This window comes from Nocardia sp. NPDC004568 (genome assembly GCF_040609955.1).
In the GTDB taxonomy this organism is placed as follows: domain Bacteria; phylum Actinomycetota; class Actinomycetes; order Mycobacteriales; family Mycobacteriaceae; genus Nocardia.
This window is the reverse complement of sequence record NZ_JBEXLL010000045.1, coordinates 1-23,860: the sequence shown is the minus strand read 5'-3', so window position 1 is coordinate 23,860 and position 23,860 is coordinate 1. Positions and strand designations below refer to the sequence as shown.

The window sequence follows — 23,860 nt, the reverse complement described above, 5'->3', positions numbered from 1 at the left end:
GAATACTATTCTCGCTTCGGTAGAATCTTAATACCAGAAGGAGGCGACCATGGCGAGACCACCGTTGTCCCGGCGCGCGAAGGTGACGCGCATCGTGAAGGAGACACCGGACACCCGCACCTTCGTGCTGGAACCGCACGATGGCCCCTTCTCCTATCAGGCCGGCCAGTTCTGCACCTTCAAGTTCGTGGTCGACGGCAAGCCGTACTTCCGCTCGTACTCGATGTCGAGCTGCCCGGTGACCGATACCGAGTTCATGACCACGGTCAAACGCGTACCCGGCGGCACGGTGTCGAACTGGATGCACGACAACCTCAGCGAAGGCGACGAGGTCGAGCTGACGGTGCCGACCGGCCGCTTCTGCCTGCGCGAAGGCGATGGCCCGGTGCTCGGCTTCTCCGGCGGCAGCGGAATCACCCCGATCATCTCCCTGGCCAAGAGCACCCTGGCGACCGCCGGCCGCGACGTCCGGCTGCTGTGCGCCGACCGCGACCGAACCTCCGCCATCTTCGAGGCCGCCCTCGAGGAACTGGCCGCCCGCTTCCCCGGCCGGCTGACAGTCGTGCGGCACCGCGACGACGAACACGGTTACGTCGATGCCGCGAAGATCCTCGAATTCGTCGGCCCCCACACCTCCGGCGACGCCTACATTCGCGGCCCGGAACCCTTCATGGAACTCGTCGAGAGCGCCCTACCGGGCCCGGGCCGGATCTTCTCCGAGCGGTTCGGCGGCGCCGCGGCCAAGCCCGCCCCACCCGCGGCCGTTGCCCCGAATCCGCCTGCGGCACCATCCGGCTCCAGCACGCATCCGCCTGCGGCTGCCACCCCGAGTCCTCCGGCGGGATCGTCCGGCTCCACCGCAGCCGCGACCCCCGCCGCAACCGTGTCGAGTGTTCCCGCCACCCCGGCGGTCGGCGTCGGCCCCGTAGCGCAAGCGGCGAACGCCGGCGCCTCGGCAGCCGCCCCCGCGCAATCCGCCGCCACCGAGGAGGGCACGGTGACGATCTTCCTCAATCGCAAGAAAAAATCCGTCCCGCGCCGCGACGGCGAAACCCTGCTGGAGAGCGCCCGCCGAGCCGGGCTCACTCCCCCGTTCTCCTGCGAGTCCGGTAACTGCGCCACCTGCATGGCCAAACTCACCGAGGGCAAGGCGACCATGCGGGTCAACGACGCCCTCACCGACGACGACCTCGACGAGGGCTACATCCTCACCTGCCAGGCCGTCCCCGATACCCCGTCGGTAACCGTCCGCTACGAATAGCATCCGCTGAAAGCGGCTGCGTTCCAGGAGGATTCCGGCGAAGTCCGCTGTCACCTCTCGTGGCGGGGTGTATGGACCTGCTTCTGGGACAGGGTGATGCGGCGCCGACCGAGATCGACATCGATGACCTGCACGGTGAGGGTATCGCCGACCTCGACGACGTCTCCGGTCGATTCGTCCAGCTCGCCGGTGAGCACAAGTCCTTCGAAGCCCTGCGCCCGGTCTTCTATACGCACGAAAATGCCGAACGACACGATCTCGGTGACCGGTCCGGTGAGCACCTGCCCGATCCGCGGCGCTACCCGGGGCCACGGGTCTTCCTGCATCGCCCGGAGCGACAACGCGACTCGTTCCCGGACCATGTCGACATCGAGAATCACGGCCGTGATCGGCCGGCCGACGCCGACGACATCGGACGGGTGGCGGACCGGCCGCCAGGACAGTTCCGGAAGGTTGATCATCGCGGTACAACCGCCGATGTCCACGAACGTACCGCCGAAGTCGGCGATGGACGTCACCGTGCCGGTGACGACCTGGCCGCGCCGCAATGTCTTCAGGAAGACCCAGTCCCGGTCACTGGGCGTCGGTTCGGTCTGCCAGCGCGCCCGGAGCACACCGTCACTGTCCGGCAGTACCGCGGTGAACAGCGGGTGCCGCTCATCGGTGAGCAGGGACAGGACACCGGCCGCACTTGCGCCGGCGATACGGGACACCAGGGCCTCGAACTGGGTAACGTCCGCGACCGTGCCGATGATCCGCCCGGACTCGTCCTCCCAGAGGATCTCCACCAGCCCCTCTTCGGGCAGCGCGGCCATGGCGGTGGCGACGTCGGTGAGCAGGTCCGTCCAGACCGCCAGCCGGGCGCGAGGGGTCAGCCCGGCGCGCACTGCCTCGAGGTTGTCCGCGGTAAGCCGGTGCCATCGGGAGGCATTCCCGGCGTAGGTCTCCTCCAGGAACGTGGCGCGGTGGGTGTCGACTGTCCAGCGCAGGCGAGCCCAGAAGTCGGCGTCGGCCGGGCGCTGCTCGTACCGGGGGTCGTCGGGGGCGAAGTCGTAGGGCGATGCGTCCAGGAGTTCCGGGAACAGGCCGAGTGCGCGAGTGCGGGCCAGCGCCGCTTCGCACGGGCGGCTGCTGCCGATGTAGAGGTACTGGTCCCAGCCGACGTGTACCGCGAACGACCCCTCCGTCTCGAGTCGGCACCAGGCGCCGTCGTCGCGGAGCATGACCCGGACGAGTTCCAGGGCGGTGGCGATCGGCACCAGCGCACCGTCGTGGAAACCGGTCGGGCCGGCCGGGAACAGACCGGCCAGGCCGTAGCCGTCGACCGGCGGCTCCGGCCCGAAATGGGCGAAGCCGCCGATCTCCGGCTCGCGGATGGTCAACCGGTCGACATCGGTGTCCTCGGCGAAGGCGGCGACGGCCAGCAGGTAGGCGGCTTCGACCGGTCCGTGATCGCTGGTTGCGGGCTCGGCGCCGGTGTAGTGGCCGTGCTGATCGCGGTCGGCGGGGTCGTACTTGGTGACCCGATAGACGCAGGGCAGCACGTCACTGTCCGCCGGGGGTCGAGAGCGCCGAAGCGTTCTGGTGGCATTCGAGGACGAGGGCCCGGACCGAGCGGTGCCGGTCGCGATCGGCGCTGTTCGGTGACGTACAGATCACCGGGCATCCTAACGCCACAGCCGGTTGCCCACTTGCGCCCGTCGCCCGGGGTGCCCGGGCGGGCGGCAATTCCCGCCCGGCTCGGCCGCCCCCGCTCGCCGCGCCGACAGCCCATCGGCGGCGGCCCGGCGGGGCTCTTCGGTCGCTACGGGCTCACCCCTGATCGTCCAGAACCTCCCGCAGCCTGCGTGCGAATTCCTCGGGCTGCCCGGCATATCCGAATTCTCCGTCGAGGAAGCCGCCGTGATGACTGGGGAACACGGTCACGCGCTGACCGAACAATTCGGCGGTGGCCACCGCGGTGCGGCCGGTCAGCGTATTTCCGGTTTCCGCTCCCACCGCGATGACGATGCGGGTCGGCGCGGCGGCCGTTGCGGTGCGGTCGGGCCGATAACTGGTGACCGCCCGGGAGCGGTCCGACAGCAGCGGGTCGTCTCGTGAACCGTCGTCCTCGGCCGGCATCCCGAACAGGTCGGGGTCGGCGGGCGGTTGCGCGAAGTACTCGTCGGTGAACTCACCCTGCCACGAGGTCATCGCGAGAAAGGCCGCCATCCCCGCACCGAAGCCCTTCGCCTCATAGGCGTCCCGCACGGCCACCCGGGCACGGTCGGCCGCCGCGGCATCGGGCAGCACCGGAAGCAGCGGCGGCTCGTGGGCCACCAGCGTGATCACATCGTCGGGGTGGGCCGCCACGAGCGCGAGCGCGGTCACCGCGCCGCCGCTGCTCGCGAACATCTCGACCGGACCGGCACCGAGGGCCTCGACAACAGCGTGCACGTCCTCCGCTTGCACCTCCGGCTCGTGCTCGACGCGGCCGTCCTTGCGGACGCTGCGGCCGATGCCTCGCGGGTCATAGGTGACGACGGTGCGGTCGGGAAAATACGTGGCGAGCGCCCGGAAACCGGCCGCTTCCATGGGCTGCCCGATCATGAACAGTGGCGACCGTCCCCCGGCGGTCGGCAGCGGGCCGTGCACGTCGTAGACGATATCGGCACCGGCGGTTTCGAGAGTATGCGTCGACATACCGGTGACGACGCCTTCCGGACCGATAATTCATCGCGCGCCGCCACGGCCGACCACGGTCTCGGAACGGCCCGCGATGGCCACCCGATCTCGCAACGGACGTCGGCAAGCCGGACGAGGCGAGACCCAGGGACAAAACTGTCACTTCGATCGCGGCCGCTGCGAGCCCTCAGGCGAAACCGCGGAACACACCGTCCGGATCGGCGGCATCGGCGAAGTCCTCGAAGTCCATATTGGCGATGGACAGATTGTTCTCGATGCCCCACATCTCCGACGGAATGATCCGGACCGTCCGGCCGCGTTCGTGACCGGTCTCCTCCGGGCCGGTGTCGACGGCCAGGATCGGGTGTTCGGGGTCGGTGAGAGTGACGGTGTCGGCGAGGAAGGCATAGTAGGTAGGCCGGTCGCCGATCCTGTCGAGCAGTGCATCGACCGACAGGCCGTCGTTCTCCGGATTGTCGACGCAGGTCAGCGTGGCGACGAATTCGGCATCCGCGCCCACACCGGGGGCCATCGCCAATGCGGCCACGACCCGCCACGCCTCGTCGTCGCCGAAGTCGGTCCGGATCAACAGCGACGCGTCGTCGTCGAGATAGTCGTCCAGGCTGCGTCCTGTGCCGAAGGCTTCGGTGAGTTCCGCAGCCGCCCGCACGGCCGCGTCGGCCGGGATGTCTGCGTGGTCCTGCCCCGCACCGTCCGGTGCGATGATCGAGGCGACGATCCGTTCACAGTCGATCGGGGACAGGGGAATGCCACTGCGGATCTCGAAGGTCCAGGGACCGAGGTTTTCTCGGTGTGCCACCGGTGTATCCCGCACCGCGGGGTCCGGCTCGGGCTCGCCGGTATCGGTAGGCCACTGACGCAGGGTGAACGACATTCGGCGATGGTAAGGCACCGTACCGACACCCGGCATCCACCCGACGTCGACGGTGTTCCCGCCTTCCTGATACGGCCCGTGGATGGCCTCTCGGCGGTCATGGGCGGTGGTCGGCGGTGTACGGACGTCCGTGGGCCGCCCACCGGACCGGAACCTCATTGACAGTCCAATCGGACTGTGAAAGCGTTCTCGGCACCGACGCCGCCGAGATTGGAATGCCGAGATGACCTTCGCCGGTACCACGGTCGACTACGCCGTACGCGACCATCGCGCCTACCTCACACTGAACCGCCCGGAGCGGCTGAACGCGATCACCGGCGAGATGGCCCGCGAGATCGGCGAGGCCGTCGCCGCGGCGAATGCGGACGATTCCGTGCGCGTCATCGTGATCCAGGGAGCCGGGCGCGCTTTCTGCGCGGGCTACGATCTGAAGCTCTACGCCGAAGGCGGCGCAGAACATCAGGGCGCGGTCTGGGATCCGATCAAGGACTTCCGGATGATGAAAGCCAATACCGAGCACTTCTTCTCGCTCTGGCGCTCGGCCAAGCCGACCGTCGCCAAGGTGCACGGTTACGCGGTGGCGGGCGGCAGCGATATCGCTCTCTCCTGCGATCTGGTGGTGATGGCCGAGGATGCCCGGATCGGGTACATGCCGGCCCGGGTGTGGGGCTGCCCCACGACCGCGATGTGGGTGTATCGCCTCGGCGCCGAACGCGCCAAACGGATGCTGCTCACCGGTGACACCATCGACGGGATCCAGGCCCGGGACTGGGGGCTGGTCATCGACGCGGTACCGGCGGCCGAACTCGACACCGCGGTCGAGGACCTCGTGGACCGGATGGCCGGGGTCCCGACCAACCAGCTGGTCATGCAGAAGATGATGATCAACCAGGCATACGACAACATGGGCCTGCAGACCACCCAGAACCTCGCAGTTCTCTTCGACGGCATCACCCGCCACTCCCCGGAAGGCCGCTGGTTCGTCGACTTCGCCCAGCAGCACGGCTTCGACACCGCGGTCCAGTGGCGTGACAGCGGACGTTTCATCCCCGACGGCGGCGGCGATATCCCGTCCGACGACGAAATCGCGCGCATGAAACGCGAACTCGACGAGAAAGCGGCCGCCGCGGCGGAGCGCGGCCGATGACCCCGCTCACCCGATCCGTATGGCCGATCGACACCAGCGCGCCCGTGCTCGAGCTCACCGTGGGCGAGCTGCTCCAGCAGGCGGCCGCCGCGGCACCGGAACGGCTCGCGCTCATCTCGGTCGCGCCCGACCGCGACGCCCGCACCTGGACCTACGCACAGTTGCGCGACGATGCCGAACGTGCGGCAGCCTGGTTGCTCGACCGTTTCCGGCCGGGCGAACATATCGCGGTGTGGGCGCCGAATGTCCCCGAATGGCTCGTACTCCAGTACGGCGCCGCACTAGCCGGTCTGGTGCTCGTCACGGCCAACCCCGCGCTACGCGGACCCGAACTCGAATACGCGCTCGACAGGTCACACGCCGCCGGTGTCTTCTACACCGACAGCTTCCGCGGCACCGATATGGCGGGGCTGATCGGCGCCGTGCTGCCCGCAGTGCCCGGGGTACGAGAATCCGTCGCCTTCGCGGGCTGGCTCGACCAGGTACGCCGCACCGGGAAGCGGGCGCAGTTACCGGTTGTCGATCCACGGTCGGCCACCCAGATCCAGTTCACCTCCGGCACCACCGGCCGGGCGAAGCCGGCGGTCCTCGCGCACCGGTCGATGGTGACCAACGCGGCCTTCGTCCGGGACCGCTGCGGCGCGTCCCCGGGGGCGACATTCGCCACCGCGCTACCGCTGTTCCACACCGCCGGCTGTGGTCTGGCCGCGCTGGGTTCGATCCACCAGCGGGCCACGCTCGTGCTCGCCGAGATCTTCGATCCCACCACGATGCTGACGGCGATCCAGGATCACCGCGCCGAGATCTACGGCGGCGTGCCCGCGATGCTGCACGCCCTGCTCGCGCATCCAAGTCTGGCCGATTTCGATCTCGGGGCGCTGCGGGTCGTCATGTCCGGGGGCGATGCCGTCCCGCCCGCCCTGGTCGGCAGCTGGGCGAAGGTCTGTGGCGCGGCGACCAGCGCCGTCTATGGTCAGACCGAACTCGGGCCGATCCTCTGCCAGACGAGCCCGGCCGACAGCCCCGCGGACAACCGGTTCACGGCGGGCCGGCCCCTTCCCGGAGTGGAAGTGTCCATCCTCGATCCCGTCACCGGTGCGGTGCAGCCACTGGGGGTCGAGGGCGAGATCTGCGCCCGTGGATACCAGCGGATGATCGAATACCTCGATATGCCCGCCGAGACCGCACAGGCGATCGATGCCGAGGGCCGGCTGCACACCGGCGATCTCGGGACGATGGACGCCCACGGATACATCCGGGTCACCGGGCGACTCAAGGATTTGATCATCCGCGGCGGCGAGAACATCTATCCGTCCGAGATCGAACAGGCTCTGGCCGCGCATCCCGCGATCACCGGCGCGGCCGTGCTCGGCCTGCCCGACGATGCCTGGGGCGAAAGCGTGGCCGCCGTGGTGCGGACGGATCCCGCGCAATCGACTCCCACGGCCGCGGAACTGCACGATTACCTGCGGGAACGGCTCGCTCCGCACAAGACCCCCCGGTCCTGGTACATCGCCGACAGCTTTCCCGTCAACGCGATGGGCAAACTCCAGAAATTCCGGCTTCGCGAGCAGATCTCCGACGGCCGCCTGGAAGCATTGTGAACCGAGGACCGGTACGCGCCGAGCCCGGTGGGGTTCCGCGGCGGCCGGTTTCCGCGCCACCGGCGGCGCGCGTGGCGATCCCGACTCGTCGGGAGCAGCATGCGAGAACCCATGAGGCGCTGCTCGACGCCACGATCCGATGTCTGGTGGAGCACGGCTACGCCGGGACGACCACCCAACGGATCCAGGAGGCGGCCGGCGTATCGCGGGGCGCGCTGCTGCATCATTTCCCCTCGAAATCGGAGTTACTGGTCGCCGCGATCCACCACATCGCCGACATACGCCTGCGTCACCTCGGTGACGTCGTCGCAGATCTCGGCGACGGGCCCGAGGCCCTGGCCCAACTGGTGCAGGCGATCCGGTCGGCAATGACCGGACCGCCTTTTCAAGCCGCACTCGAGCTGTGGGCCGCCTCCCGCACCGATACGCAACTACGCGCGGCGCTGCTGCCGGCGGAGAAGCGGCTGGGGTCCGCGCTCCGGGAGATTTTCCGCCAGCATGCGGGCATCGCCGAACCCGAAGCGGCCCACACGGCTTTCGAATCGCTCATGGCACTCGTGCGCGGACTCGAACTGACCCGCCTCATGCGCAGCGACCCGGGCGTGGCCGACCGGATCATCGACGATTGGCTACAGAGCGTGGACCGGCTGCGCGACCGCTGACCGCTATACCGGCCACAGCGGGGGCGAGGGCGGGAAGACGACGGGCAGCGCGGTCAGCGCGCGATGGAAAGCACCCGTACGCCAGGTGAGCTCACCGGCCGGCACCGCCAGCCGGATCTCGGGGAGACCATCGAGCAACTGGTCGATGGCATCCTGCGCGATCAGATAGGCCAGCGAACTCGCCGGGCAGACGTGCGGCCCGCCGCCGAAGGCCAGATGCGCGCGGTTGCCCGCGTGCTGGTTCGTGCCGATCACCGGATCGGTGTTACAGGCGGCCATGCTGATGACGACGGGCTGATGCGCGGGCAACCAGACACCGTCGATGAGGATCGGCTGTTTCGGGAACGTGAAGCAGAAATTCGCCATCGGCGGATCGTTGAACAGCACCTCGTCCAGAGCGTCGCGGGTGGACAGGCTCCCGTCGAGCGCCCGGCCCCCGAACTGCTCGTCGGTGAGCATCAGCCGCAGCGCGTTGACGATCAGATTCTGCAGCGGTTCGATACCGGCCCCGTACAGGGTGGCCACCTGGTTCACGATCTCGGGCTCGCTCAATGCGCTCGGATGCCCGATGATCCGGGTCGTCACGTCATCGCCGGGTTCGGCGCGTTTGAGTTCGATCAGCTCCAACAGCGATGACATCAGCGTCGCGGCGCCCTTCTCCGCACCGACGCCCTCGAACATCGCCGCCATACCGGCCGCGGCCCGCTGCGCGATCTCGGTGGGACAGCCCAGCATCGCGTTCAGCACCGCGAAGGTGAGCGGAAACGCGTACTGCCGGATCAGATCCGCGGACCCGTCGCCGCAGAAGGAGTTGATCAGCGGAACAGCCACCTTCTCGACGGTCGCGTGCAGGCCGAACGGGTCGACCTCGGCCAGCCCCGCGACGATGGCCTGCCGGTACCGCGCGTGTGCGCGGCCGTCGTTACGCCGAGCGTTCGGCCGCCACTGCATGAGCGGCAGTACCGGGCAATCCGCGGGGATATCGCTCTGCCACGTCCGGGGATCGGCCGGGAAATGGTCCGGATCGCCGAAGATACGCAGTGCCGTGTAATAGCCGATCACCAGCGTCGCGGGCACTCCCGGAGCCACCTCCACCGGAACCAGCGACCCGTACTGTTCTCGCATCGCGCGATAGGTGCCGTGCGGGTCGACCGCGAACTCCGGTACATACAGTGGAATTCGGGGGCCGTCGGTACCGGTCGGTGAGCTGCCGGGGGCCCGGGGCGATAGCTGGTCGGAATTCGTCACCGGACGAATCCTAGGCACAAGATCGGTATGGATCCGGCGAACCGACGTAGTCGTGCCCGGCGGCCGAAGCCGCTCGACGGATACGTGGTCGGGTATCCTCGGGCGCCCAACCGGTATCGACGGTCACCACCACGATGTTCCCGCGTGCCGCCGGTTCGGCACCGTCGTACCGGGGCAGTCCCCCGGAACCCTGACGAATCCACCACCGTGCAGGAAGACGCGCACCACCCGGGTGACGGGGCCGGACCTCGTTCCCCGACTTTCCCGCCCGTGGTGTCGACAATCATCGCGCCGCGCTGAAGAACAGGCCACTACCGCACGCGTCCCGGCCGGAAACGAAGAATCCGGTGCCGGTGGTCCGCGTCTCGGCGCCCGCTTCTTCGACGAATTCACGAGCCCGGCCGATATCGTCGACGACAATCGTCAGCGCCGCCAGATACGACGGCGCCGGCGCGGCCTCACCGGGCAACACCTCCGGCGCGGCCGACGCGGACACGATCTCGACGCGGGCGTCGCCACGGGTCAGGACGGACGCCGGTCCGGTGTTCTCCGCTGCGACGCCGAGAACGTTCTGGTAGCGCCCTATGACGGCGTCGAGTTCGGCGTCGGCGACGACGATTAGCACAGCGCTCGAGCCGAGGGCGCCGTTGGGGTGGGTCAGATAACGGGGCTGCAAAACGTATTCACGGGTCAGGTGCTGGGCGACACCGATATACCCCTCGGCCGTCGCCCGCGGATCCAGATGGACCGACCTGGCCCGCAACACCGCCGGACCGTCCTCGGTGTCGACCGGACGCTCGAGCTCCAGCACCCCGGAGGTCCGCAGCCCGGCCGCGCCCAGTCGCGCGTCCGTGCCCGCCGCGTCTGCGGTGTCGAAGCTGAGAATCCGCAGCCCTTCGTACTGCTCCACCATCTGCTCGGTATGCCACGGGTCGGGGGCGGAGTCGTCCACGATGCCGAGCAGTTCGATATACGAATCACCGAACAGCACGCACATGTTCGCCGTACAGCCCGCCGTCAGCGGCGCCCCCGGACGCTCGGACAACATATGCCGCGACCGCGGGCTCAGGGTGAACCCGAACGACCGATACGTCGCCGCCATGGCGTCCAGATCGCGATTGACGATCCCGACGTGGTGAAAACCGTTGATGTCCTGTCCCATGGCGACAATCGTCGACGGCCGCCGGTATACGGCCACATCATCCGCGCGGAGAAGCCGCGATCCGACACCGGACAGCCCCGCAGTGGCGGATCCGGACGCCGCCACTGGCGGTCCGCTACTGCCGGTGGCGGCTGCGGTCGGCCGCGAATCGGGCGTTCCGGGCAGAACATGGGTTCCGCGGAACACACGATTCCGGACGCAATGCCGAAGCGGCAGGATCGCGCTCAGGAAATCGTGCCGGTACTACGCAGCCAACCAGAAGACCGCCGCGCACCGGAGCTGCCGCCGCGCCCACCCATCAGGCCGACGTCGCTCGAGCACCTCCGGCGGCCCTCGGACAGCACGACCTACCCCGATCGGCGGGAACTCGCCGGAAGAGCTGACCGCTCTATCCGGTACGTGCCGGCCGCGCCGAACCAGCGCGGCAGATGTTCGAGCAGATCCTGTTGCTCGTCGCCGACCCATGCCACATGGCCGTCGGGCCGGAGCAGAACAGCGGGTACGTCGAGCTCCGCCCCGATATCGACCACGTGGTCGACCCGATCCGCCCACCCGGCGACCGAGAGCCGCCCGGTTCGGTCGAGCAGCAGGCCGCGACCGGCATGCATCAACTCGTAGAGACGGCCGCGCCCCACTCGCACGTCACGCAGGCGCCGGCCGAGCAGATCGTGTCCCTCCCCGAGGTCGTATCGGATGCCGATCGCGACGATCTTCTCGATCAGATAGCGGTTCACCTCCTCGAAATCCATCAATTCCGACAGCAGCCGGCGCACCGCCTGCGGACCGGGTTCGGTGGACATCAACTCCGCCTGGGCACGAGTGTTGTCGAGCACGTCGGCGGCCACGGGCCGCCGTTCGCTCTCATAACTGTCCAGCAATCCCTCCGGTGCCCAGCCGTTGATCTCGGCAGCCAGTTTCCAGCCGAGATTGAACGCGTCCTGGATGCCGAGATTGAGCCCCTGACCACCCATCGGCGGATGGACGTGCGCCGCGTCGCCGGCCAGTAGCACCCGCCCGACCCGATACCGTTCGGCCAACCGGGTGGCATCGCCGAAGCGGGACAGCCACCGCGGCGAATGCACACCGAAGTCGGTGCCGGCGAACACGCGCAGCTGCTGCGCGAATTCCTCGAGCGTCGGTGCGACCGAACGGTCCTCGACCACCTCGGCCGCGGGTACGACAACGCGATACACCCCGTCGCCGAGCGGTCCCAGGCCGAAGCGCAGCTGAGTCTTACGGATCTCGGCGACGGTGGCGGTGATCGTGGCCGGGTCCGCGGTCACCTCCATTTCGCCCACCAGCGTGTCGTTGTAGGACGGATCGCCGGGGAATCCGACGCCCAGCAGTTTGCGCACGGTACTGCGCCCGCCGTCGCAGCCCACAAGGTACCGCGCGCGCAATCGCGTACGGTCGGCCAATTCGACGTCCACCCCGTGCTCGTCCTGGCTCAGCCCGGCCACCTCGCTCCCTCGCCGGAACTCCGCGCCGAGCTCGGCGGCGTGCTCGGCCAGTAGGGGCTCGGTGACCGTCTGCGGAATACCGAGCACGTAGGCATGCGCACTGTCCAGCCCTTCCGGTGCGGGCTTGGCGATACCGGCGAAGAAGCCGCCGAGCGGGTGCTTACGGCCGCGCGCGAGGAACCGCTCCAACAGGCCACGCTGATCCATCACCTCGATACTGCGCACATGCAGGCCCAGCGACCGGACGAACGCGGGCGGGGTCACCTCCTTCTCCACTACGAGCACACGCACACCGTGCAGGCGCAGCTCCCCGGCCAGCATCGAGCCGGTCGGACCACCGCCGGCAATGATCACATCGAACACAAGCCACCCCATCCACCGAAAGTTCGAATTCCGCCGGACGCTGCCACGGTCCACGCACCGCTCGGGCCGCACATTTTCGCAGGTCCTGGCCTTCGGCCGGATATTCTGCGCCATGCCCCGGGTCTTGCCGCAAGTCCCCCTGTGCGATATATGTTGAAAGGGGAAGGGTTCGGTCCGGTCGAAGAGCCTCGCTGATAGGAGCCGCTCGGCGTCCATCCGGATTCGCCTTCACCGGACCGGCACCCGGGATCACATCACCGAGGCCATCCCGCCGTCCACCGCGCGCGAGACGGACGACCCGGCCTGTCTTCGTGGCCCACCGCCCGAACCGCGGCCGGGCCGACGAGCCGCGCCTAATCACCCGATGCCTTCACTACCTCGTTGGGCGGCCGGTGCACGTGGCCACCAGGCGGCTACCGCTCGGAGACCCAGGCACACCGGCGGCCCCTCGCGGGAAATCCTCCGGTATGCCGTCGCCGCCGGTGCAGCCGTTGATCCCGGTCGGCTCGGCAGTCACTGCGGTACACGTTCGACCGACGTTCCGGTTCTCCCGGATCGACCGGGCGGGACCGACTTGTCACCGGCGCCCGATCAGCTCGCAGTCTGTGCCTTCCCCCAGACGACGAGCGCCCAGCCGAGGCAAACGAACGCCGCCGTACTCGTCACTGTGCGCACAATGTTCCAGGCCACCCACCGCGACTCCGCGAACGCTTCCCGTACCGCTGCCGGATCGGCCAGGTCCGCGGGCGCGCCCGCGGCCTTCAACGCGTCGTTGAGCGGCAGATGTACGGCGAAGGTGATCACCACCGCCACCAGGTAGAAGACCGCCGCGGCCGCCGCCCAGAACAGCACCGACCGGCTGTCGCCGCCGAAGCTCAGCAGCGCTGCGGCGACCGACAGGATCAAGGCACCCAGGAAGGTGGCCAGGAACAGCGGATTGATGATCGCGCGGTCGATCGCCTGGTACGCGCCGATGAAAGTGCGGTCGTCGGTCGTCCGCAGGCCGGGCATGATCGCGACCGCGTAGATGCCGAACACCCCCGCCATCAGGCCGGTGGCCACGGTGGCCGCCATCAGTACGACGGTCCGGAGTCCGTCCATCTCTTCTCACCTCGTTCGAGTAGTTCCCATTCCCGTTCGAGGCGCGCGGAGACAGCCCTGAACAGGGCAACGGTACCGGCGGCCACCTGCACCCACCAGGGCTGAAAAGCAGGCCCTGCCACAGGGCCCCACTCGACGGCGAAAGGCTCGACCTTCAACGGTGACCGAAGCGAGGTCCACGCCCCGGCGGTACCCCGAGTCGGAATTGTCGGCCGCGCGGACGGGTGTGTTTGTCTGTCACCCGTGATGTCGAAGTCGGTCCGCACCGGTATCCATGTGCTCGCCTGGGCCGCGACGCTGGCAGGAGCCGCCGGGGTCGCGTTACACGTCAACCGCTCCTCGGTGCCACCGCTGGTCTTGGGCGCTTCCATCGCGCCGTACCTGATGGCGTCCGCACCGGTCGCCCTGGCGGTGTGGGTGGCCGTGCGGCAGTGGCCCGGCGCGGTGGTGGCGGCTCTTGTCGCCGCCGCCGCGGCATGGACCCAGGCTCCGCTGTATCTCGACCAACCGGGTAACGGCGACGACCCCGAGTTGACGGTGATGCAGGCCAACCTCCTGTTCGACGGAGCCGACCCCCGCGCCCTCATCCAGCAGGTGCGGGACCGCCAAGTCGGGGTGCTCACTGTCAACGAACTCACGCCGGCGGCGGTCGATGATCTCGGCCGGGCCGGCCTCGACGAGGTGTTGCCGTACCGGTACCTCTCACCCGGCCGGACCGCGACCGGCACGGGGATCTGGAGCGCCTACCCGCTGTCGGGAACCGTCGAATACGACGGTTTCGTCCTCAACCAGCTCGCGGCGACGGCGAGTGTCCCCGGCGTCGGGCCGGTCACGGTGTACGCGTTCCATCCGGTGCCACCGGTCTACAGCACACAGGTCTGGGCCGACGAGTTGTCCCGGCTGCGCGATATTCTCGACCGATCACCGGCCGACCGGCCGGTGATCGCCGGCGGCGACTTCAACGCGACCCACGACCATTCCCAATTCCGCGCGCTGGCATCGGGACGTTTCCACGACGCTGCCGATCAAGCGGGCGCCGGACATCTCGTCACCTACCCGACCGACAAATGGTGGCCGCCGGTGGTCGGTATCGACCACATCGTTCTCGCGGAGGCCCGGGCGGTCGCGGTGGAAACGGTCGGCCTACCCGGTGCGGACCATCGCGCCCTGGTCGCGCGGGTCCGCCTGCCGGGTATCCGCTGACCGGCCAGCGCAACCACTGGTGGCCGCGCCGGTTGGGCTGTACCCGATGGCTGCGGTACGGCCCTTCCCCACACCACTGTCCGATGCCGGCGTACCTACTCGAATCCGCCGGAGCGCACCTCAGTGGTGAAGGCGTCCCACTCCCGCGGACCGAAAACCAGAGCCGGGCCGGTGGGGTTCTTGGAATCCCGCACACCCACCAGTCCACCGCGCAGATGGGCCACCTCGACACAGTCTTTTCCGCTGACGCTGCGGCTGCTCTTGAACCATGCCGCGCCGGATAGGTCGATGTTCACGCCCGATACTCCCTCGCCGTCGCCTCGAGAAGGCGCTGTGTGTCTCGCTCGTCCAATGCTACGTGCAGAATGGAATCCCGAGCCGCCTGATATTGGTCGATCTCACTCGGCTTGTCCAGGTACAACGCTCCGGTGAAGCCTTCCACGTACACGACGGGCGGCTCTGTCAGTACAGGGTTTACGTGCTCCGGGAACTCGAGGTAAACGAAGTCCTTCGCTGCCAACCCAAGGTGGTTGGGCGCTTCGAATCGGACTACCCGCAATGATACGTTCGGCAAGGTGCAGACCTCGGTCAGATGGTCCAACTGATCCGCCATGATCTCGGAGTTGCCGATGAGGTGCCGAAGCGCTGACTCGCCCAGCACGACGTCCAGGTTGAAGTTCGACGAGTTATGCAGTCGTTCCTGGCGTTTCCGAAGCAGACCGAGCTCGCGGTCGAGATCGATCTCAGCTCCCAGTGCAGTCGAAATGTCCCAGGTAGCACGACGGTAGTCCGACGTCTGGATCAGCCCTGGCAATGTTGTCGACTGAAACGAGAAAATTCTGCTCGCCGCGAGTTCGAGACCGAGGAACATCTCGAACTCGGGGAACATGACATCCGCATAGGACTGCCACCACCCGTCCTTGCGAGATTCATCTACCAACCAAAGAAGTTCGCGGCGATCAGCGGCACTTGCCCCGTACGTATCACACAGCGCGTTGACCACCATCTTCTTGGTCTCGCTATTGCGCCCGGACTCCAAGCGCCACAACGTTTGCGCACCCATCTCGCACCGCCGGGCCGCGTTCGCGCGGCTCAGCCCGGCCTCCTCGCGCAGTTCGCGCAGGCGGCGGCCCAGTACCCGGCGGGGCAAGGTCGGTGGGTTCGCGGCGTTCGATTCGATCGACACAGATCTCTCCCCTTCGTTGACGTTACTCGCGGTTATTCCAACCCGAATGGAACAGTCGAACTGCTCGGAATTACCAATCCACCCGGAGCAATTCCGTTGTGCGCCTGAATCTTACGTAGCGATTCTCAATCGGGGAAGTGCGTGGTTCACTGAATGCGCGGACGCAGATGTGGAAACTTCCGTGGCGGAATTTTCCATATCGCCCGCACCGGCCCGCGGACCCGGAGACACCGTTCGGCGTTCACCGGCCGGCGCGACCAGACCATTACCCACGTTGTGAGGTGACCATGCAGTTCGGAGTACCGGTGAACGATCACCGGCCGGTACCGGTGATGACCGTCCAACACGCTCACCAGGTGATGCAGACCCATCTCGAATGCCTCTCCACGGAGTGCCCGATCAAAAAGCAGGCCAGGGCACGCCTGATAGAGGCACGCAGAATGGTTCCAGGCGGCCGGGATTTCTCCGGCTACTGATCCGTCCGGACAAAGGAACTAGGCGCATGAAAGAAAAATTGCCGCACCGTATTCCCGGCGCGCATCCCATACCGAGGGGAATAAATTGGCAACCCCCGACCGATATCGCCACACTCGTCCGGGTGGGCGATGCCCTGCGCCGTTACCCGCCGCAGGAGACCGGGAAGGCCCGATGAACGAACCACCGCAACGCGACCATCACATCGCCCCGTTCGACGAGCTCGCCGCCCACGCCGGGAGTCGCGGTTACCGGCTCGTCCGCGAACCGGGCACACCACCCGGATGGGCGCTGCTGGACGCCGCGGACGGCGAACCGCTCTACGCGGCAGAAACTCTCGCCGATATAGCGCGGTATCTCGATGACTAGCGGCGATCCGGCGGCGCCTCGGTGCCGTCCGCACCGCTTGGCCGAGCTACTTCGACTCTCGGGGCTCGTGAACCTCGAGACCGAGTATCCGGTTCATACTCGCGCGGTCGGCGTAGCGCGCTCGATCGACCCGGGCCGGCCGGTTCACTACGTCCACGCCGCCCTGCCCACCGCGTAACACCCACTCGACTCCCGCCCGACGTCCGGACGATCCGGCGGTGGGGGCTGCGGGCACCGTGGCAAACCGTCAGTCCGGCAGGTAAGGGCTCAACTCCCCCGCCACCCGCTCCCCTTCCCCACAGATATCGCCGGCCGCCGCGACCCCACCCGGCCCGACCGGCAGGCGCGACCAGATGAGTGCCATTCCCTGCCGGAGCTCCACTCCGAAGTAACAGCGCTCCTTCCGCTCCGGGTCGAGTGCGTCGCCGAACTCCAGTGCCGTGCGGTCGCCGACGGTAGCGGGCCCGGCCACCTGGTAATCCCGGTAGCGCGGATCCCGCTGGAACTCGTCCAGCGAAGTCGGCCCGAAGTACAATGCCGCGTCGTACCACCCGGCGGCGGATTTCCAAATACAGCCTTCCCAGCCGGAGAACTCGGTCCCGAAAGGCTCCGTCATCAACGGTTGCGGCACGATTCCCGCTTCAGTCAAGCCGGCCGTAGGGATATCGCAGGGGTGGGCGACCGGCGGCGTTTCGGCCGCGTTACCGGTGTCCCCACAGGAGGTACTCGTCGCCGCGACGACTCCGGCGAGTAATGCCATGACCAGTGTTCTTCTCATCGCAGCCAAGTCCTCTGTTCCGGGTATTCGTCGAAATCGTCGGGCCAATCACTCGGCCCTACTACGTTGTCGTCACGGCGTGGCGTCGGCGACGGTATCGAAGTCTCCGGTGCGGAAGCCGACGCACCCCAGGTCCATATGTAAGAAGGCGAATTCTTCAGTTCCGCCACCTCCGGCGGTACCGGTCGCGCGAACTGTTCGATATCTTGCCAGCGGCATTCGCCCGCCTCGACGCGCATACTGTAGTGCCGCAACTCCGGTGAGGCATTCGGCATCGCCGCCACCGACGCCATGAGTTCCTCGGTGACCGTAACCGGATCGCTCCACAGGTCCTCGAGGCCGGTGCGCTCTACTCGCAGGCTCGCCGTCTCCAGACGTTCCGCCGCGGCGAGGACGCGTCGGGCCATGGATTCCACACCGGGATCCAGGTTCGGATCATCGAACATCTATATCGCCTGGTTCGGCCGCCGAACTCCACCGAACTACCGTCATACCGCGTCCTCCCACGGCGCACGCCCGGAGCCCACCTCATAGGCTTCTTTCGGCCGGTTCAGGGTGTCCTCGGCCTGGGCCACCTTCGCGACATCGTTCACCAGAGCCGCCCGGCGAGCGGCATTGTCGACACGGCTGGTGATCGGCTCGAGCTTCTGGGTGACCCAGTCCTTGCCTTTGCCGACCGGGTTACCGAGCCATTCCAGGAATTCCTTGGTGCGATTACGCACATCTTCGATCTCGTTGATGATCGTGTTGACGAGATCGACTATGTTCCAGATCTTCCGAGCCATATCAACGATCTCGATCGCCGTCCCGATTCCGGGAATCTTCTTGACGAGGGCCTTGAAGATTTGTTTGGTACTGCGGAAGTCCACGAAGGACGTCACGAAGTCGCGGAGCTTCTCACAGGCTCGGCGGACACCATCGCGGATCTTGTCCGCGACGATCGTGAGCAGGTCGCAGATAACCCGCCCCACGGGCCCCTCCCACTTCATGGCCGAGATCTGGCTTCCCGCCCACGTCTCGAAGGCGATGGCCGCTCTGCCGTCCCAGTGTGGGCCCACACGGCGCACTGCGTCTTCGAGATTCGCGGCGGAGCTCTCCATCGCATTACCGGCGACCTTGTACGTTTCACCGATCCGGCGGAGCTCGTTCCAGTTCGCGGTGATGCGGGAGACGACCATCTCCAGGATGTTCACCTCATTGCCCGCCATCCTGGTGACGTTCTTGACCGCCTCGTTGACATCGCCGACGACACCGGTGGTCTCCGCAATCAGATCCGCGAGTTCCGGCGGCGCGGCCGAAGGCGGGTCCAGCTTGATCTCATTGGGTTTCGGATATGCGACGGGATCGGGATAGTCCATGACCAGACCGGTGTTCTCCCGATCGGCGTCGACGGCCACCCCCTGCCCGGTGATCAGGTTCGTGGTGGCCGCGTTGAGTGCCTCGTAGGTTTTCTTGTCCTGGTCGTGATACATCCACGCGGTGCGGTTCAGCTCGTCGCCGCTGTTCGCGGTGGTATTGCCGATACCGGCCATCCGGGTTTTGAATACCCCTGCCGCGTGCGTGAATGGTGTAGTCAGCGGCTCGAGTATGGCCCCGCCGAGTCCCTCGGGGCTGACCATGCAGTGCACGCCGACGAAATCGGCGATGGCCTTTGTATCGGCGCCGATAACATCCAGCGCGTTTCCCAACCCCGCGATCTGCGAGGACTCGGCTACCAGTGTTTCCGCCACCTGTCCGACCTTCCTTCCATCATCGGTTCGTAGTGTGCAGAGAAGTCAGAATCGCTTCGGCGTCGCCTTCGCTCAGCGCGTCCGGCAGACCGGTGTGACGCTGCAGGAACAGCACCATCACCTCGGCAGAGGCGTTCGCGGAAGTGGCCACGACATCGAACTGCGCGGTGCTCGGGTCGCACGACGACTCTCGAGCGATCCCGGTGACGACCGCCGTGTATCGAATGGCCGGTCGCCCGGCGACTTCAACCTGCACCGGGCCGCGGATCTCCACGTCGGGCCGAGCGCCCGCGGGGTCGGAGAAGATCGCGCCGGCGCGGTCGGCCGCTTCGCGCGCCGCGGTGTCGTTATCGGTGCCGTTGCGACCCTGGACCCCGACTCTCGCCAGGGCCGACCCTTCGGTCTCCGGACAATAGCCATATCCGTAGTCGCTCACGGCACCGTAGGACGCGATCGTCCGACCGCCCTCGGACCAGCTCACGGTCCGGCCGTTGGACGGGCGCCAGCCGGCCGCCGGGGGTACGGAATAGTCGAGCCCGTACCTCGTCGGTACAGTCCTGGGTTGCCCCTCGGCCACCTCGGGTAGCGGCGGCGGAAAGGCCATGGAGGGGAATCCGGGCGGTAGCGGCGGATCCGTTGGTGACTCCACCGGAGCCGGGGGCCGCCACGAGGGAGCAGCCTGCCCCACTTCGGGCACCGTGTCGGCGTAGGGGTTGCCGACCCACGCGATAACCAGCATCACCGCTGCGGCGACACCCATCCAGCCAGCGACCTTGGCCAGCGGGCCGATCACACCCGATCGAACAAGTGCGGTGAGAAAACTACGCAATTCTCTGTTCCCTACCCCGGTATGTCCGCACCGTGGAAGGCCCTGACTCGGCTTTTCATGCCACTCCTCGCAGAGATTGATCAGCGATCCAGTAGATCAGACGCCGCCGGAAGCGGATCGGTTCCCCTTCTCCGGATTATTCGAGGAGTTGCTCCACCACATCGCCGGCGCCGACGATCACCGAGCGCGAAGTCGGGCCATGGTGCCGAGGTGGAGCGGTGGGCGCGGTGGTTGCTGCGCGCCGGAGGATAGCGTTCACCCACCCCCTTCGCCATAGCATGGGAGCATGTCCTCGACCCGGATCGAGAAGCCCGACCTCCCCGAATACATGACCTGGGAGGAACTGGAGCGTCTGCCCGATGAGGTGGCCGGTCAGATCGAACTCTGGGCCGGGCGCGTGGTGTGGCTGCGGCGCGGGCCCGCCGAGCATCAGCGCTTCACCCGCCGCCTGACCAACGCCCTCGAATCGTGTGCGCGCAAGAGTATGGCGGAAAGGCCGGAAACCTGCTGGCAAGTGGATTTCGAGAACAACGTGTTTCTCGGGGACCAGGGTAAATCGAGCAGCGCTTCGTTTAGCATTTCAAATGCTATATTGGGCCCGTGGATACTGAATTTCCCCCCGGCGACGGACCCAGTAGTGGGATCTCGGTGAGCCTGACCGCCGGAACACTGCAGGCGATCCGGGAGCGCGTGGGCAAACGGGGCGTGTCTGCTTATCTGGAGCAGGCCGCACAACGTCAGATCGAACGCGACAACCTCGCGGAATTGATCGCCGACTTCGACGAGCACAATGGGCCTGCCGACCCCGCCGCAGTGGCCGCCAAACGCGCCGAGCTCACCGGCGCCGCCGATCCGCAGGCCGGAACGGCCGCATGAGCGGCGCCCTCGTCCTGGATTGCGAGGGTCTCGCCAAAGCTGTGCGGCGGGACCGCGAGGTCCACGAATGGCTCGCCGCAGCGCGCGACGCGGATATTCCTGTCGTCACCTCGGCTGCCATCCTGGTCGAAGTAGTACATCCCAGGATCAACCACGACGCCCTGAAATGGACCCTGTCGCGTCTGCGCGTCGAACCGGTGACCCAGGTTGTCGCCCAGTCCGCTGCCACCTTGCTGCGGGAGGCAGGCCTGCACGGCCACAAATACGCCATCGACGCCATGCTGTGTGCGACGGCACTGACCCAGTCCGGCCGCGTCACGATCCTGACCTCCGATACCGACGACGTCGGGAGGCTCACGGCTGCTCACCCTCGGGTCGTCACCAAGAAGGTTTGATCTGCCGCGGACTCGAGCAACAACCCGAGTGCGCGCCGGCTGCACCAAATCCCGTTCCGACGGCGCGACAGCCGTCCCGCACGAAGTTCCGGGTCACCCCGTCAGAGCTCGCGGAGCCCCGCCCGGACCGCCCGGGGCGTAAAGCCGTTGTGGGACGCGCAACCGAGACGGTGTACGCGCCCGGCGGAGTCCGGCTACGCGGCCGTGCTGTCGCCGGCGGTGGTGTCGTGTTCGCCCAAGCCGGGTGGCGGCCGGTAGTCCGGGGTCCACCCCGCCACGTGTATCGACGAGCCGACAAGCCGGTGTTTCCCGGCCCGCACGACCATGTCCGGGGTCGCCTCCAGCGCCTCCGGTAGCGTACGCACCGCCGCTGCGGGGACACCGAGCGGCCGCAACCGCGCCTCCCAGGACGCCGCGGTATCGGTGGCCAGTACCGCGGTCACCATACCGAGAACGGATTCACGGCCGCTCACCCGTTCGGCCATGGTCTCGAATCCGGCCAGCCCGGCCTCATCCGCGAAGAGCTTCCAGAACCCGTCGTGGGTGATGAACAGCGCGAGATACCCCTGGGCGGTCGGGAAAAGCTGGGCCGGAACGTAATAGGAATGGGCTCCATACGGGCGACGCTGGGGTTCCACGCCGTTGTCCAGGTAGGCGGCCGCGTGATAGTTCAGCTGGGACAGCATCACATCACGCAACGAGACATCGATCTGCCCGCCCCGCCCCGACACGATCTGGGCGAGCAACCCCAGCGCGGCGGTCAGGCCGGTGGAATTGTCGGCGGAGGAATACCCGGGCAGCGTGGGCGGCCCGGCGGGATCGCCGGTGAGCGCGGCGACCCCGGTGGACGCCTGCACGACGTAGTCGAAGGCCGGATCGTCTCCGTTGTCCAGACCGAAGCCGGTGAGCGCGACGCAGACGATCCGGTCGTTGTACCGGCGCAGCGCCTCGTAGGTGAGACCGAGTTTGCGGATGGCCGACGGTTTCAAGTTCACCAGTAGCGCGTGGGCGTCCGCGGCCAGCTCGCCGAGGCGGCGCTGCCCGGCCGCGGCGGTCAGATCCAAGCAGAGGCTGCGTTTGCCGCGGTTGAGGCTGGCGAAATAGGAGTCACCGACCTTGCGCGAGATATCGCCGCCCGGCGGTTCGAGTTTCACCACGTCGGCGCCCAGGTCGGCCAGCATCATGGTGGCGTAGGGGCCGGCCAGCATGGTGCCGACCTCCAGCACACGGATACCGGCGAGCGGACCGGAAGTCATGGCAGCTCCTTCGGCGGGGATCGACGCGGCCCGTGGAGCCCGGAGCGAAGGCGAAGGTATCGCATCATGACAGCTCCTTCGGCGCGGGTTCACGCGTGCCGCGGAGGCTCGAGCGGAGGTGTCGCATCATGGCAGCTTCTTCGGAGCGGATCGACGCGGTCCGCGAAGGCCGGAGGGAAGGCGAAGGTGTCGCATCATGGCAGCTCCTTCGGCGAAGATCGACGCGGTTCGCGGAGGCCGGTACGGAGGCGGAGGTATCGCATCATCGCAGTTCCTTCGCGATCTGCGCGATCATCTCCCGGGTGCGCCGTTTGGAGGCTATAAGTTCGTCGCGGGTGTCGCCGATGGGCAGCAGGCGGACGGACAGGTCGGTGGCACCGGCCTCGGCGTAGCGGCGCAGGCCGGCGGCGATGGCGTCCTCGTCGCCGGCGAGGCAGATATCGCCGATATCGCGGGCGTCGCCCTGTTCCAGCAGGCGCTGATAGTTCGGGGAGACCTCGGCTTCGCCCAGGATTCGGTTGGCGCGCTCGCGGGCGGTGGCGATCGCGCCGGAGGCACACAGGCAGATGGGCAGTCCGGCAACGATTCGCGGGGCGCTGCGACCGGCGTCGGCGGCGGCTTTGGTGATGCGGGGGGCGATATGGTCGGCGATGGCGCGTTCGTCGGCCATCCACAGGATGGTGCCGGCGGCGTGTTCGCCCGCGATGCGCAGCATGACCGGGCCCAGTGCCGCGACCAGGACCGGCAGGGGTGCCACCGGGCCGAGGTCGAGGGGGTTGTGCACCGTGAAGCTGCCGTTGGACACCTCGATGGTGCCGGGGCCGTTCAGGGCGGGGTTCAGGACCTCGAGGTAGTCGCGGGTGTAGGCGGCGGGTTTCTCGTACGGCAGGCCGAGCATGTCCTGCACGATCCAGTGGTGCGACGGCCCCACCCCGAGGGCGAGCCGGCCGCCGGCGACCGCGTGCGCGGACAGCGCCTGGCGGGCCAGGGCGATGGGGTGCTGGGCCTGGAGCGGGACCACCGCGGTACCGAGTTCGATCCGTTCGGTCACCGCACCGAGCAGGGCCACGGTGACCAGTGCGTCGAAATCCGTGGGAATCTAAGTAAGCGTCCGAGAACTTCCGTCAGTTGTGGCTGGGGGGATGAGTCGCTGTCAGGCCTGGAGGTGCTGGACCGGCGAGTGTGGTTGCCGGTGGA

General features: G+C 67.5%; 25 protein-coding genes and 1 pseudogene. 11 read left to right on the top strand and 15 right to left on the bottom strand.

Translation table 11 applies throughout. The features are described 5' to 3' along the window. Positions 1-49: 49 nt before the first annotated feature. Positions 50-1,261 carry a ferredoxin--NADP reductase gene (locus tag ABZV91_RS20170; protein ID WP_355243744.1) on the top strand — a complete coding sequence of 404 codons (1,212 nt, stop codon included), beginning with the start codon at positions 50-52 and terminating at the stop codon, positions 1,259-1,261. A gap of 50 nt (positions 1,262-1,311) precedes the next feature. On the opposite strand, the gene ABZV91_RS20165 is transcribed toward ABZV91_RS20170, so the two are convergent. The 3 genes from ABZV91_RS20165 to ABZV91_RS20155 all read right to left on the bottom strand — a co-directional run bounded on the left by ABZV91_RS20165 (position 1,312) and on the right by ABZV91_RS20155 (position 4,820). Next, positions 1,312-2,805 carry a S1 RNA-binding domain-containing protein gene (locus ABZV91_RS20165; RefSeq protein ID WP_355243741.1) on the bottom strand — a complete coding sequence of 498 codons (1,494 nt, stop codon included), beginning with the start codon at positions 2,803-2,805 and terminating at the stop codon, positions 1,312-1,314. Positions 2,806-3,073: 268 nt separating this feature from the next. After that, positions 3,074-3,943: an alpha/beta hydrolase gene (locus tag ABZV91_RS20160; protein ID WP_355243738.1), complete on the bottom strand. Its 870-nt coding sequence runs from the start codon at positions 3,941-3,943 to the stop codon at positions 3,074-3,076. A 169-nt stretch (positions 3,944-4,112) separates the two neighbouring features. Then, positions 4,113-4,820, bottom strand: coding sequence for a hypothetical protein (locus tag ABZV91_RS20155; RefSeq protein ID WP_355243735.1), 708 nt, complete (start codon positions 4,818-4,820; stop codon positions 4,113-4,115). A gap of 223 nt (positions 4,821-5,043) precedes the next feature. On the opposite strand from ABZV91_RS20155, the gene ABZV91_RS20150 reads away from it, so the two are divergent. The 3 genes from ABZV91_RS20150 to ABZV91_RS20140 all read left to right on the top strand — a co-directional run bounded on the left by ABZV91_RS20150 (position 5,044) and on the right by ABZV91_RS20140 (position 8,233). Further along, positions 5,044-5,967 (top strand): crotonase/enoyl-CoA hydratase family protein, encoded by a 924-nt coding sequence (locus ABZV91_RS20150; RefSeq protein ID WP_355243732.1) that lies wholly within the window; start codon positions 5,044-5,046, stop codon positions 5,965-5,967. Next, the gene (locus ABZV91_RS20145) at positions 5,964-7,571 is read left to right on the top strand and encodes an AMP-binding protein (protein ID WP_355243730.1); all 1,608 of its coding nucleotides are present in this window, start codon (positions 5,964-5,966) and stop codon (positions 7,569-7,571) included. Before ABZV91_RS20150 ends, ABZV91_RS20145 begins: the two co-directional genes overlap by 4 nt. Before the next feature lie 71 nt (positions 7,572-7,642). After that, on the top strand, positions 7,643-8,233 hold the full coding sequence (locus ABZV91_RS20140; RefSeq protein ID WP_355243727.1) for a TetR/AcrR family transcriptional regulator: 591 nt from the start codon (positions 7,643-7,645) through the stop codon (positions 8,231-8,233). A gap of 3 nt (positions 8,234-8,236) precedes the next feature. Here the strand turns inward: ABZV91_RS20140 and ABZV91_RS20135 are convergent, their stop codons facing one another. The 4 genes from ABZV91_RS20135 to ABZV91_RS20120 all read right to left on the bottom strand — a co-directional run bounded on the left by ABZV91_RS20135 (position 8,237) and on the right by ABZV91_RS20120 (position 13,567). After that, positions 8,237-9,481: a cytochrome P450 gene (locus ABZV91_RS20135; RefSeq protein WP_355243724.1), complete on the bottom strand. Its 1,245-nt coding sequence runs from the start codon at positions 9,479-9,481 to the stop codon at positions 8,237-8,239. Positions 9,482-9,764: 283 nt separating this feature from the next. After that, positions 9,765-10,643: a VOC family protein gene (locus ABZV91_RS20130; protein WP_355243721.1), complete on the bottom strand. Its 879-nt coding sequence runs from the start codon at positions 10,641-10,643 to the stop codon at positions 9,765-9,767. Between the two features lie 347 nt (positions 10,644-10,990). After that, the gene (gene rox, locus ABZV91_RS20125) at positions 10,991-12,478 is read right to left on the bottom strand and encodes a rifampin monooxygenase (protein WP_355243719.1); all 1,488 of its coding nucleotides are present in this window, start codon (positions 12,476-12,478) and stop codon (positions 10,991-10,993) included. 579 nt (positions 12,479-13,057) lie between these two features. Further along, complete coding sequence (locus ABZV91_RS20120; RefSeq protein ID WP_355243716.1) at positions 13,058-13,567, bottom strand: anthrone oxygenase family protein; 510 nt, start codon at positions 13,565-13,567, stop codon at positions 13,058-13,060. Positions 13,568-13,813: 246 nt separating this feature from the next. Here ABZV91_RS20120 and ABZV91_RS20115 point away from each other — a divergent pair, with 246 nt between their 5' ends. Further along, positions 13,814-14,770, top strand: a complete 957-nt coding sequence (locus ABZV91_RS20115) for an endonuclease/exonuclease/phosphatase family protein (RefSeq protein ID WP_355243829.1) — start codon at positions 13,814-13,816, stop codon at positions 14,768-14,770. A 95-nt stretch (positions 14,771-14,865) separates the two neighbouring features. Here ABZV91_RS20115 and ABZV91_RS20110 read toward each other — a convergent pair whose 3' ends face one another. Further along, the gene (locus ABZV91_RS20110; protein WP_355243713.1) at positions 14,866-15,066 is read right to left on the bottom strand and encodes a DUF397 domain-containing protein; all 201 of its coding nucleotides are present in this window, start codon (positions 15,064-15,066) and stop codon (positions 14,866-14,868) included. Then, the gene (locus tag ABZV91_RS20105) at positions 15,063-15,956 is read right to left on the bottom strand and encodes a helix-turn-helix transcriptional regulator (protein ID WP_355243711.1); all 894 of its coding nucleotides are present in this window, start codon (positions 15,954-15,956) and stop codon (positions 15,063-15,065) included. Before ABZV91_RS20105 ends, ABZV91_RS20110 begins: the two co-directional genes overlap by 4 nt. A 287-nt stretch (positions 15,957-16,243) precedes the next feature. Between ABZV91_RS20105 and ABZV91_RS20100 the strand changes: the two genes are divergently transcribed. Genes ABZV91_RS20100 through ABZV91_RS20090 form a run of 3 tightly spaced genes read left to right on the top strand, consistent with a single transcriptional unit; the run spans position 16,244 to position 16,799 of the window. After that, positions 16,244-16,432 carry a hypothetical protein gene (locus ABZV91_RS20100; RefSeq protein ID WP_355243708.1) on the top strand — a complete coding sequence of 63 codons (189 nt, stop codon included), beginning with the start codon at positions 16,244-16,246 and terminating at the stop codon, positions 16,430-16,432. A 26-nt stretch (positions 16,433-16,458) separates the two neighbouring features. Further along, positions 16,459-16,608, top strand: a complete 150-nt coding sequence (locus ABZV91_RS20095; protein WP_355243705.1) for a hypothetical protein — start codon at positions 16,459-16,461, stop codon at positions 16,606-16,608. Continuing rightward, the gene (locus ABZV91_RS20090) at positions 16,605-16,799 is read left to right on the top strand and encodes a hypothetical protein (protein ID WP_355243702.1); all 195 of its coding nucleotides are present in this window, start codon (positions 16,605-16,607) and stop codon (positions 16,797-16,799) included. Before ABZV91_RS20095 ends, ABZV91_RS20090 begins: the two co-directional genes overlap by 4 nt. Positions 16,800-17,046: 247 nt before the next feature. Here ABZV91_RS20090 and ABZV91_RS20085 read toward each other — a convergent pair whose 3' ends face one another. Genes ABZV91_RS20085 through ABZV91_RS20070 form a run of 4 tightly spaced genes read right to left on the bottom strand, consistent with a single transcriptional unit; the run spans position 17,047 to position 19,743 of the window. Beyond that, complete coding sequence (locus tag ABZV91_RS20085) at positions 17,047-17,577, bottom strand: DUF3558 family protein (RefSeq protein WP_355243699.1); 531 nt, start codon at positions 17,575-17,577, stop codon at positions 17,047-17,049. Then, positions 17,574-18,023 (bottom strand): hypothetical protein, encoded by a 450-nt coding sequence (locus ABZV91_RS20080; protein WP_355243696.1) that lies wholly within the window; start codon positions 18,021-18,023, stop codon positions 17,574-17,576. Before ABZV91_RS20080 ends, ABZV91_RS20085 begins: the two co-directional genes overlap by 4 nt. A gap of 42 nt (positions 18,024-18,065) precedes the next feature. Then, positions 18,066-19,307 carry a hypothetical protein gene (locus tag ABZV91_RS20075; protein ID WP_355243694.1) on the bottom strand — a complete coding sequence of 414 codons (1,242 nt, stop codon included), beginning with the start codon at positions 19,305-19,307 and terminating at the stop codon, positions 18,066-18,068. A 19-nt stretch (positions 19,308-19,326) separates the two neighbouring features. Further along, positions 19,327-19,743, bottom strand: a complete 417-nt coding sequence (locus tag ABZV91_RS20070; RefSeq protein ID WP_355243691.1) for a hypothetical protein — start codon at positions 19,741-19,743, stop codon at positions 19,327-19,329. Between the two features lie 679 nt (positions 19,744-20,422). Here ABZV91_RS20070 and ABZV91_RS20065 point away from each other — a divergent pair. Genes ABZV91_RS20065 through ABZV91_RS20055 form a run of 3 tightly spaced genes read left to right on the top strand, consistent with a single transcriptional unit; the run spans position 20,423 to position 21,407 of the window. After that, entirely contained in the window at positions 20,423-20,788 is a 366-nt protein-coding gene (locus ABZV91_RS20065) for a hypothetical protein (RefSeq protein ID WP_355243688.1), read from the top strand. Then, positions 20,785-21,012 (top strand): hypothetical protein, encoded by a 228-nt coding sequence (locus ABZV91_RS20060; RefSeq protein ID WP_355243685.1) that lies wholly within the window; start codon positions 20,785-20,787, stop codon positions 21,010-21,012. The genes ABZV91_RS20065 and ABZV91_RS20060 overlap by 4 nt, the downstream gene beginning before the upstream one ends. Beyond that, positions 21,009-21,407, top strand: a complete 399-nt coding sequence (locus ABZV91_RS20055; protein WP_355243682.1) for a PIN domain-containing protein — start codon at positions 21,009-21,011, stop codon at positions 21,405-21,407. Before ABZV91_RS20060 ends, ABZV91_RS20055 begins: the two co-directional genes overlap by 4 nt. A 194-nt stretch (positions 21,408-21,601) precedes the next feature. Here the strand turns inward: ABZV91_RS20055 and ABZV91_RS20050 are convergent, their stop codons facing one another. Continuing rightward, positions 21,602-22,663, bottom strand: coding sequence for a CoA transferase (locus ABZV91_RS20050; RefSeq protein WP_355243679.1), 1,062 nt, complete (start codon positions 22,661-22,663; stop codon positions 21,602-21,604). Positions 22,664-22,925: 262 nt separating this feature from the next. Next, positions 22,926-23,762 (bottom strand): annotated as a pseudogene (locus tag ABZV91_RS20045) (TIGR03564 family F420-dependent LLM class oxidoreductase); the annotation flags it as partial. Between the last annotated feature and the right edge of the window lie 98 nt (positions 23,763-23,860).

What these genes read in the sequence shown, in the direction of transcription:
- ABZV91_RS20170 (WP_355243744.1), top strand. Translation starts at nt 50, where the DNA reads ATGGCGAGACCACCGTTGTCCCGGCGCGCGAAGGTGACGCGCATCGTG.
- ABZV91_RS20155 (WP_355243735.1), bottom strand. Translation starts at nt 4,820, where the DNA reads ATGTCGTTCACCCTGCGTCAGTGGCCTACCGATACCGGCGAGCCCGAG.
- ABZV91_RS20050 (WP_355243679.1), bottom strand. Translation starts at nt 22,663, where the DNA reads ATGACTTCCGGTCCGCTCGCCGGTATCCGTGTGCTGGAGGTCGGCACC.
- ABZV91_RS20150 (WP_355243732.1), top strand. Translation starts at nt 5,044, where the DNA reads ATGACCTTCGCCGGTACCACGGTCGACTACGCCGTACGCGACCATCGC.
- ABZV91_RS20100 (WP_355243708.1), top strand. Translation starts at nt 16,244, where the DNA reads ATGCAGTTCGGAGTACCGGTGAACGATCACCGGCCGGTACCGGTGATG.
- ABZV91_RS20085 (WP_355243699.1), bottom strand. Translation starts at nt 17,577, where the DNA reads ATGAGAAGAACACTGGTCATGGCATTACTCGCCGGAGTCGTCGCGGCG.
- ABZV91_RS20065 (WP_355243688.1), top strand. Translation starts at nt 20,423, where the DNA reads ATGTCCTCGACCCGGATCGAGAAGCCCGACCTCCCCGAATACATGACC.
- ABZV91_RS20160 (WP_355243738.1), bottom strand. Translation starts at nt 3,943, where the DNA reads ATGTCGACGCATACTCTCGAAACCGCCGGTGCCGATATCGTCTACGAC.
- ABZV91_RS20145 (WP_355243730.1), top strand. Translation starts at nt 5,964, where the DNA reads ATGACCCCGCTCACCCGATCCGTATGGCCGATCGACACCAGCGCGCCC.
- ABZV91_RS20090 (WP_355243702.1), top strand. Translation starts at nt 16,605, where the DNA reads ATGAACGAACCACCGCAACGCGACCATCACATCGCCCCGTTCGACGAG.
- ABZV91_RS20055 (WP_355243682.1), top strand. Translation starts at nt 21,009, where the DNA reads ATGAGCGGCGCCCTCGTCCTGGATTGCGAGGGTCTCGCCAAAGCTGTG.
- rox (WP_355243719.1), bottom strand. Translation starts at nt 12,478, where the DNA reads ATGGGGTGGCTTGTGTTCGATGTGATCATTGCCGGCGGTGGTCCGACC.
- ABZV91_RS20130 (WP_355243721.1), bottom strand. Translation starts at nt 10,643, where the DNA reads ATGGGACAGGACATCAACGGTTTTCACCACGTCGGGATCGTCAATCGC.
- ABZV91_RS20095 (WP_355243705.1), top strand. Translation starts at nt 16,459, where the DNA reads ATGAAAGAAAAATTGCCGCACCGTATTCCCGGCGCGCATCCCATACCG.
- ABZV91_RS20120 (WP_355243716.1), bottom strand. Translation starts at nt 13,567, where the DNA reads ATGGACGGACTCCGGACCGTCGTACTGATGGCGGCCACCGTGGCCACC.
- ABZV91_RS20080 (WP_355243696.1), bottom strand. Translation starts at nt 18,023, where the DNA reads ATGTTCGATGATCCGAACCTGGATCCCGGTGTGGAATCCATGGCCCGA.
- ABZV91_RS20115 (WP_355243829.1), top strand. Translation starts at nt 13,814, where the DNA reads ATGTCGAAGTCGGTCCGCACCGGTATCCATGTGCTCGCCTGGGCCGCG.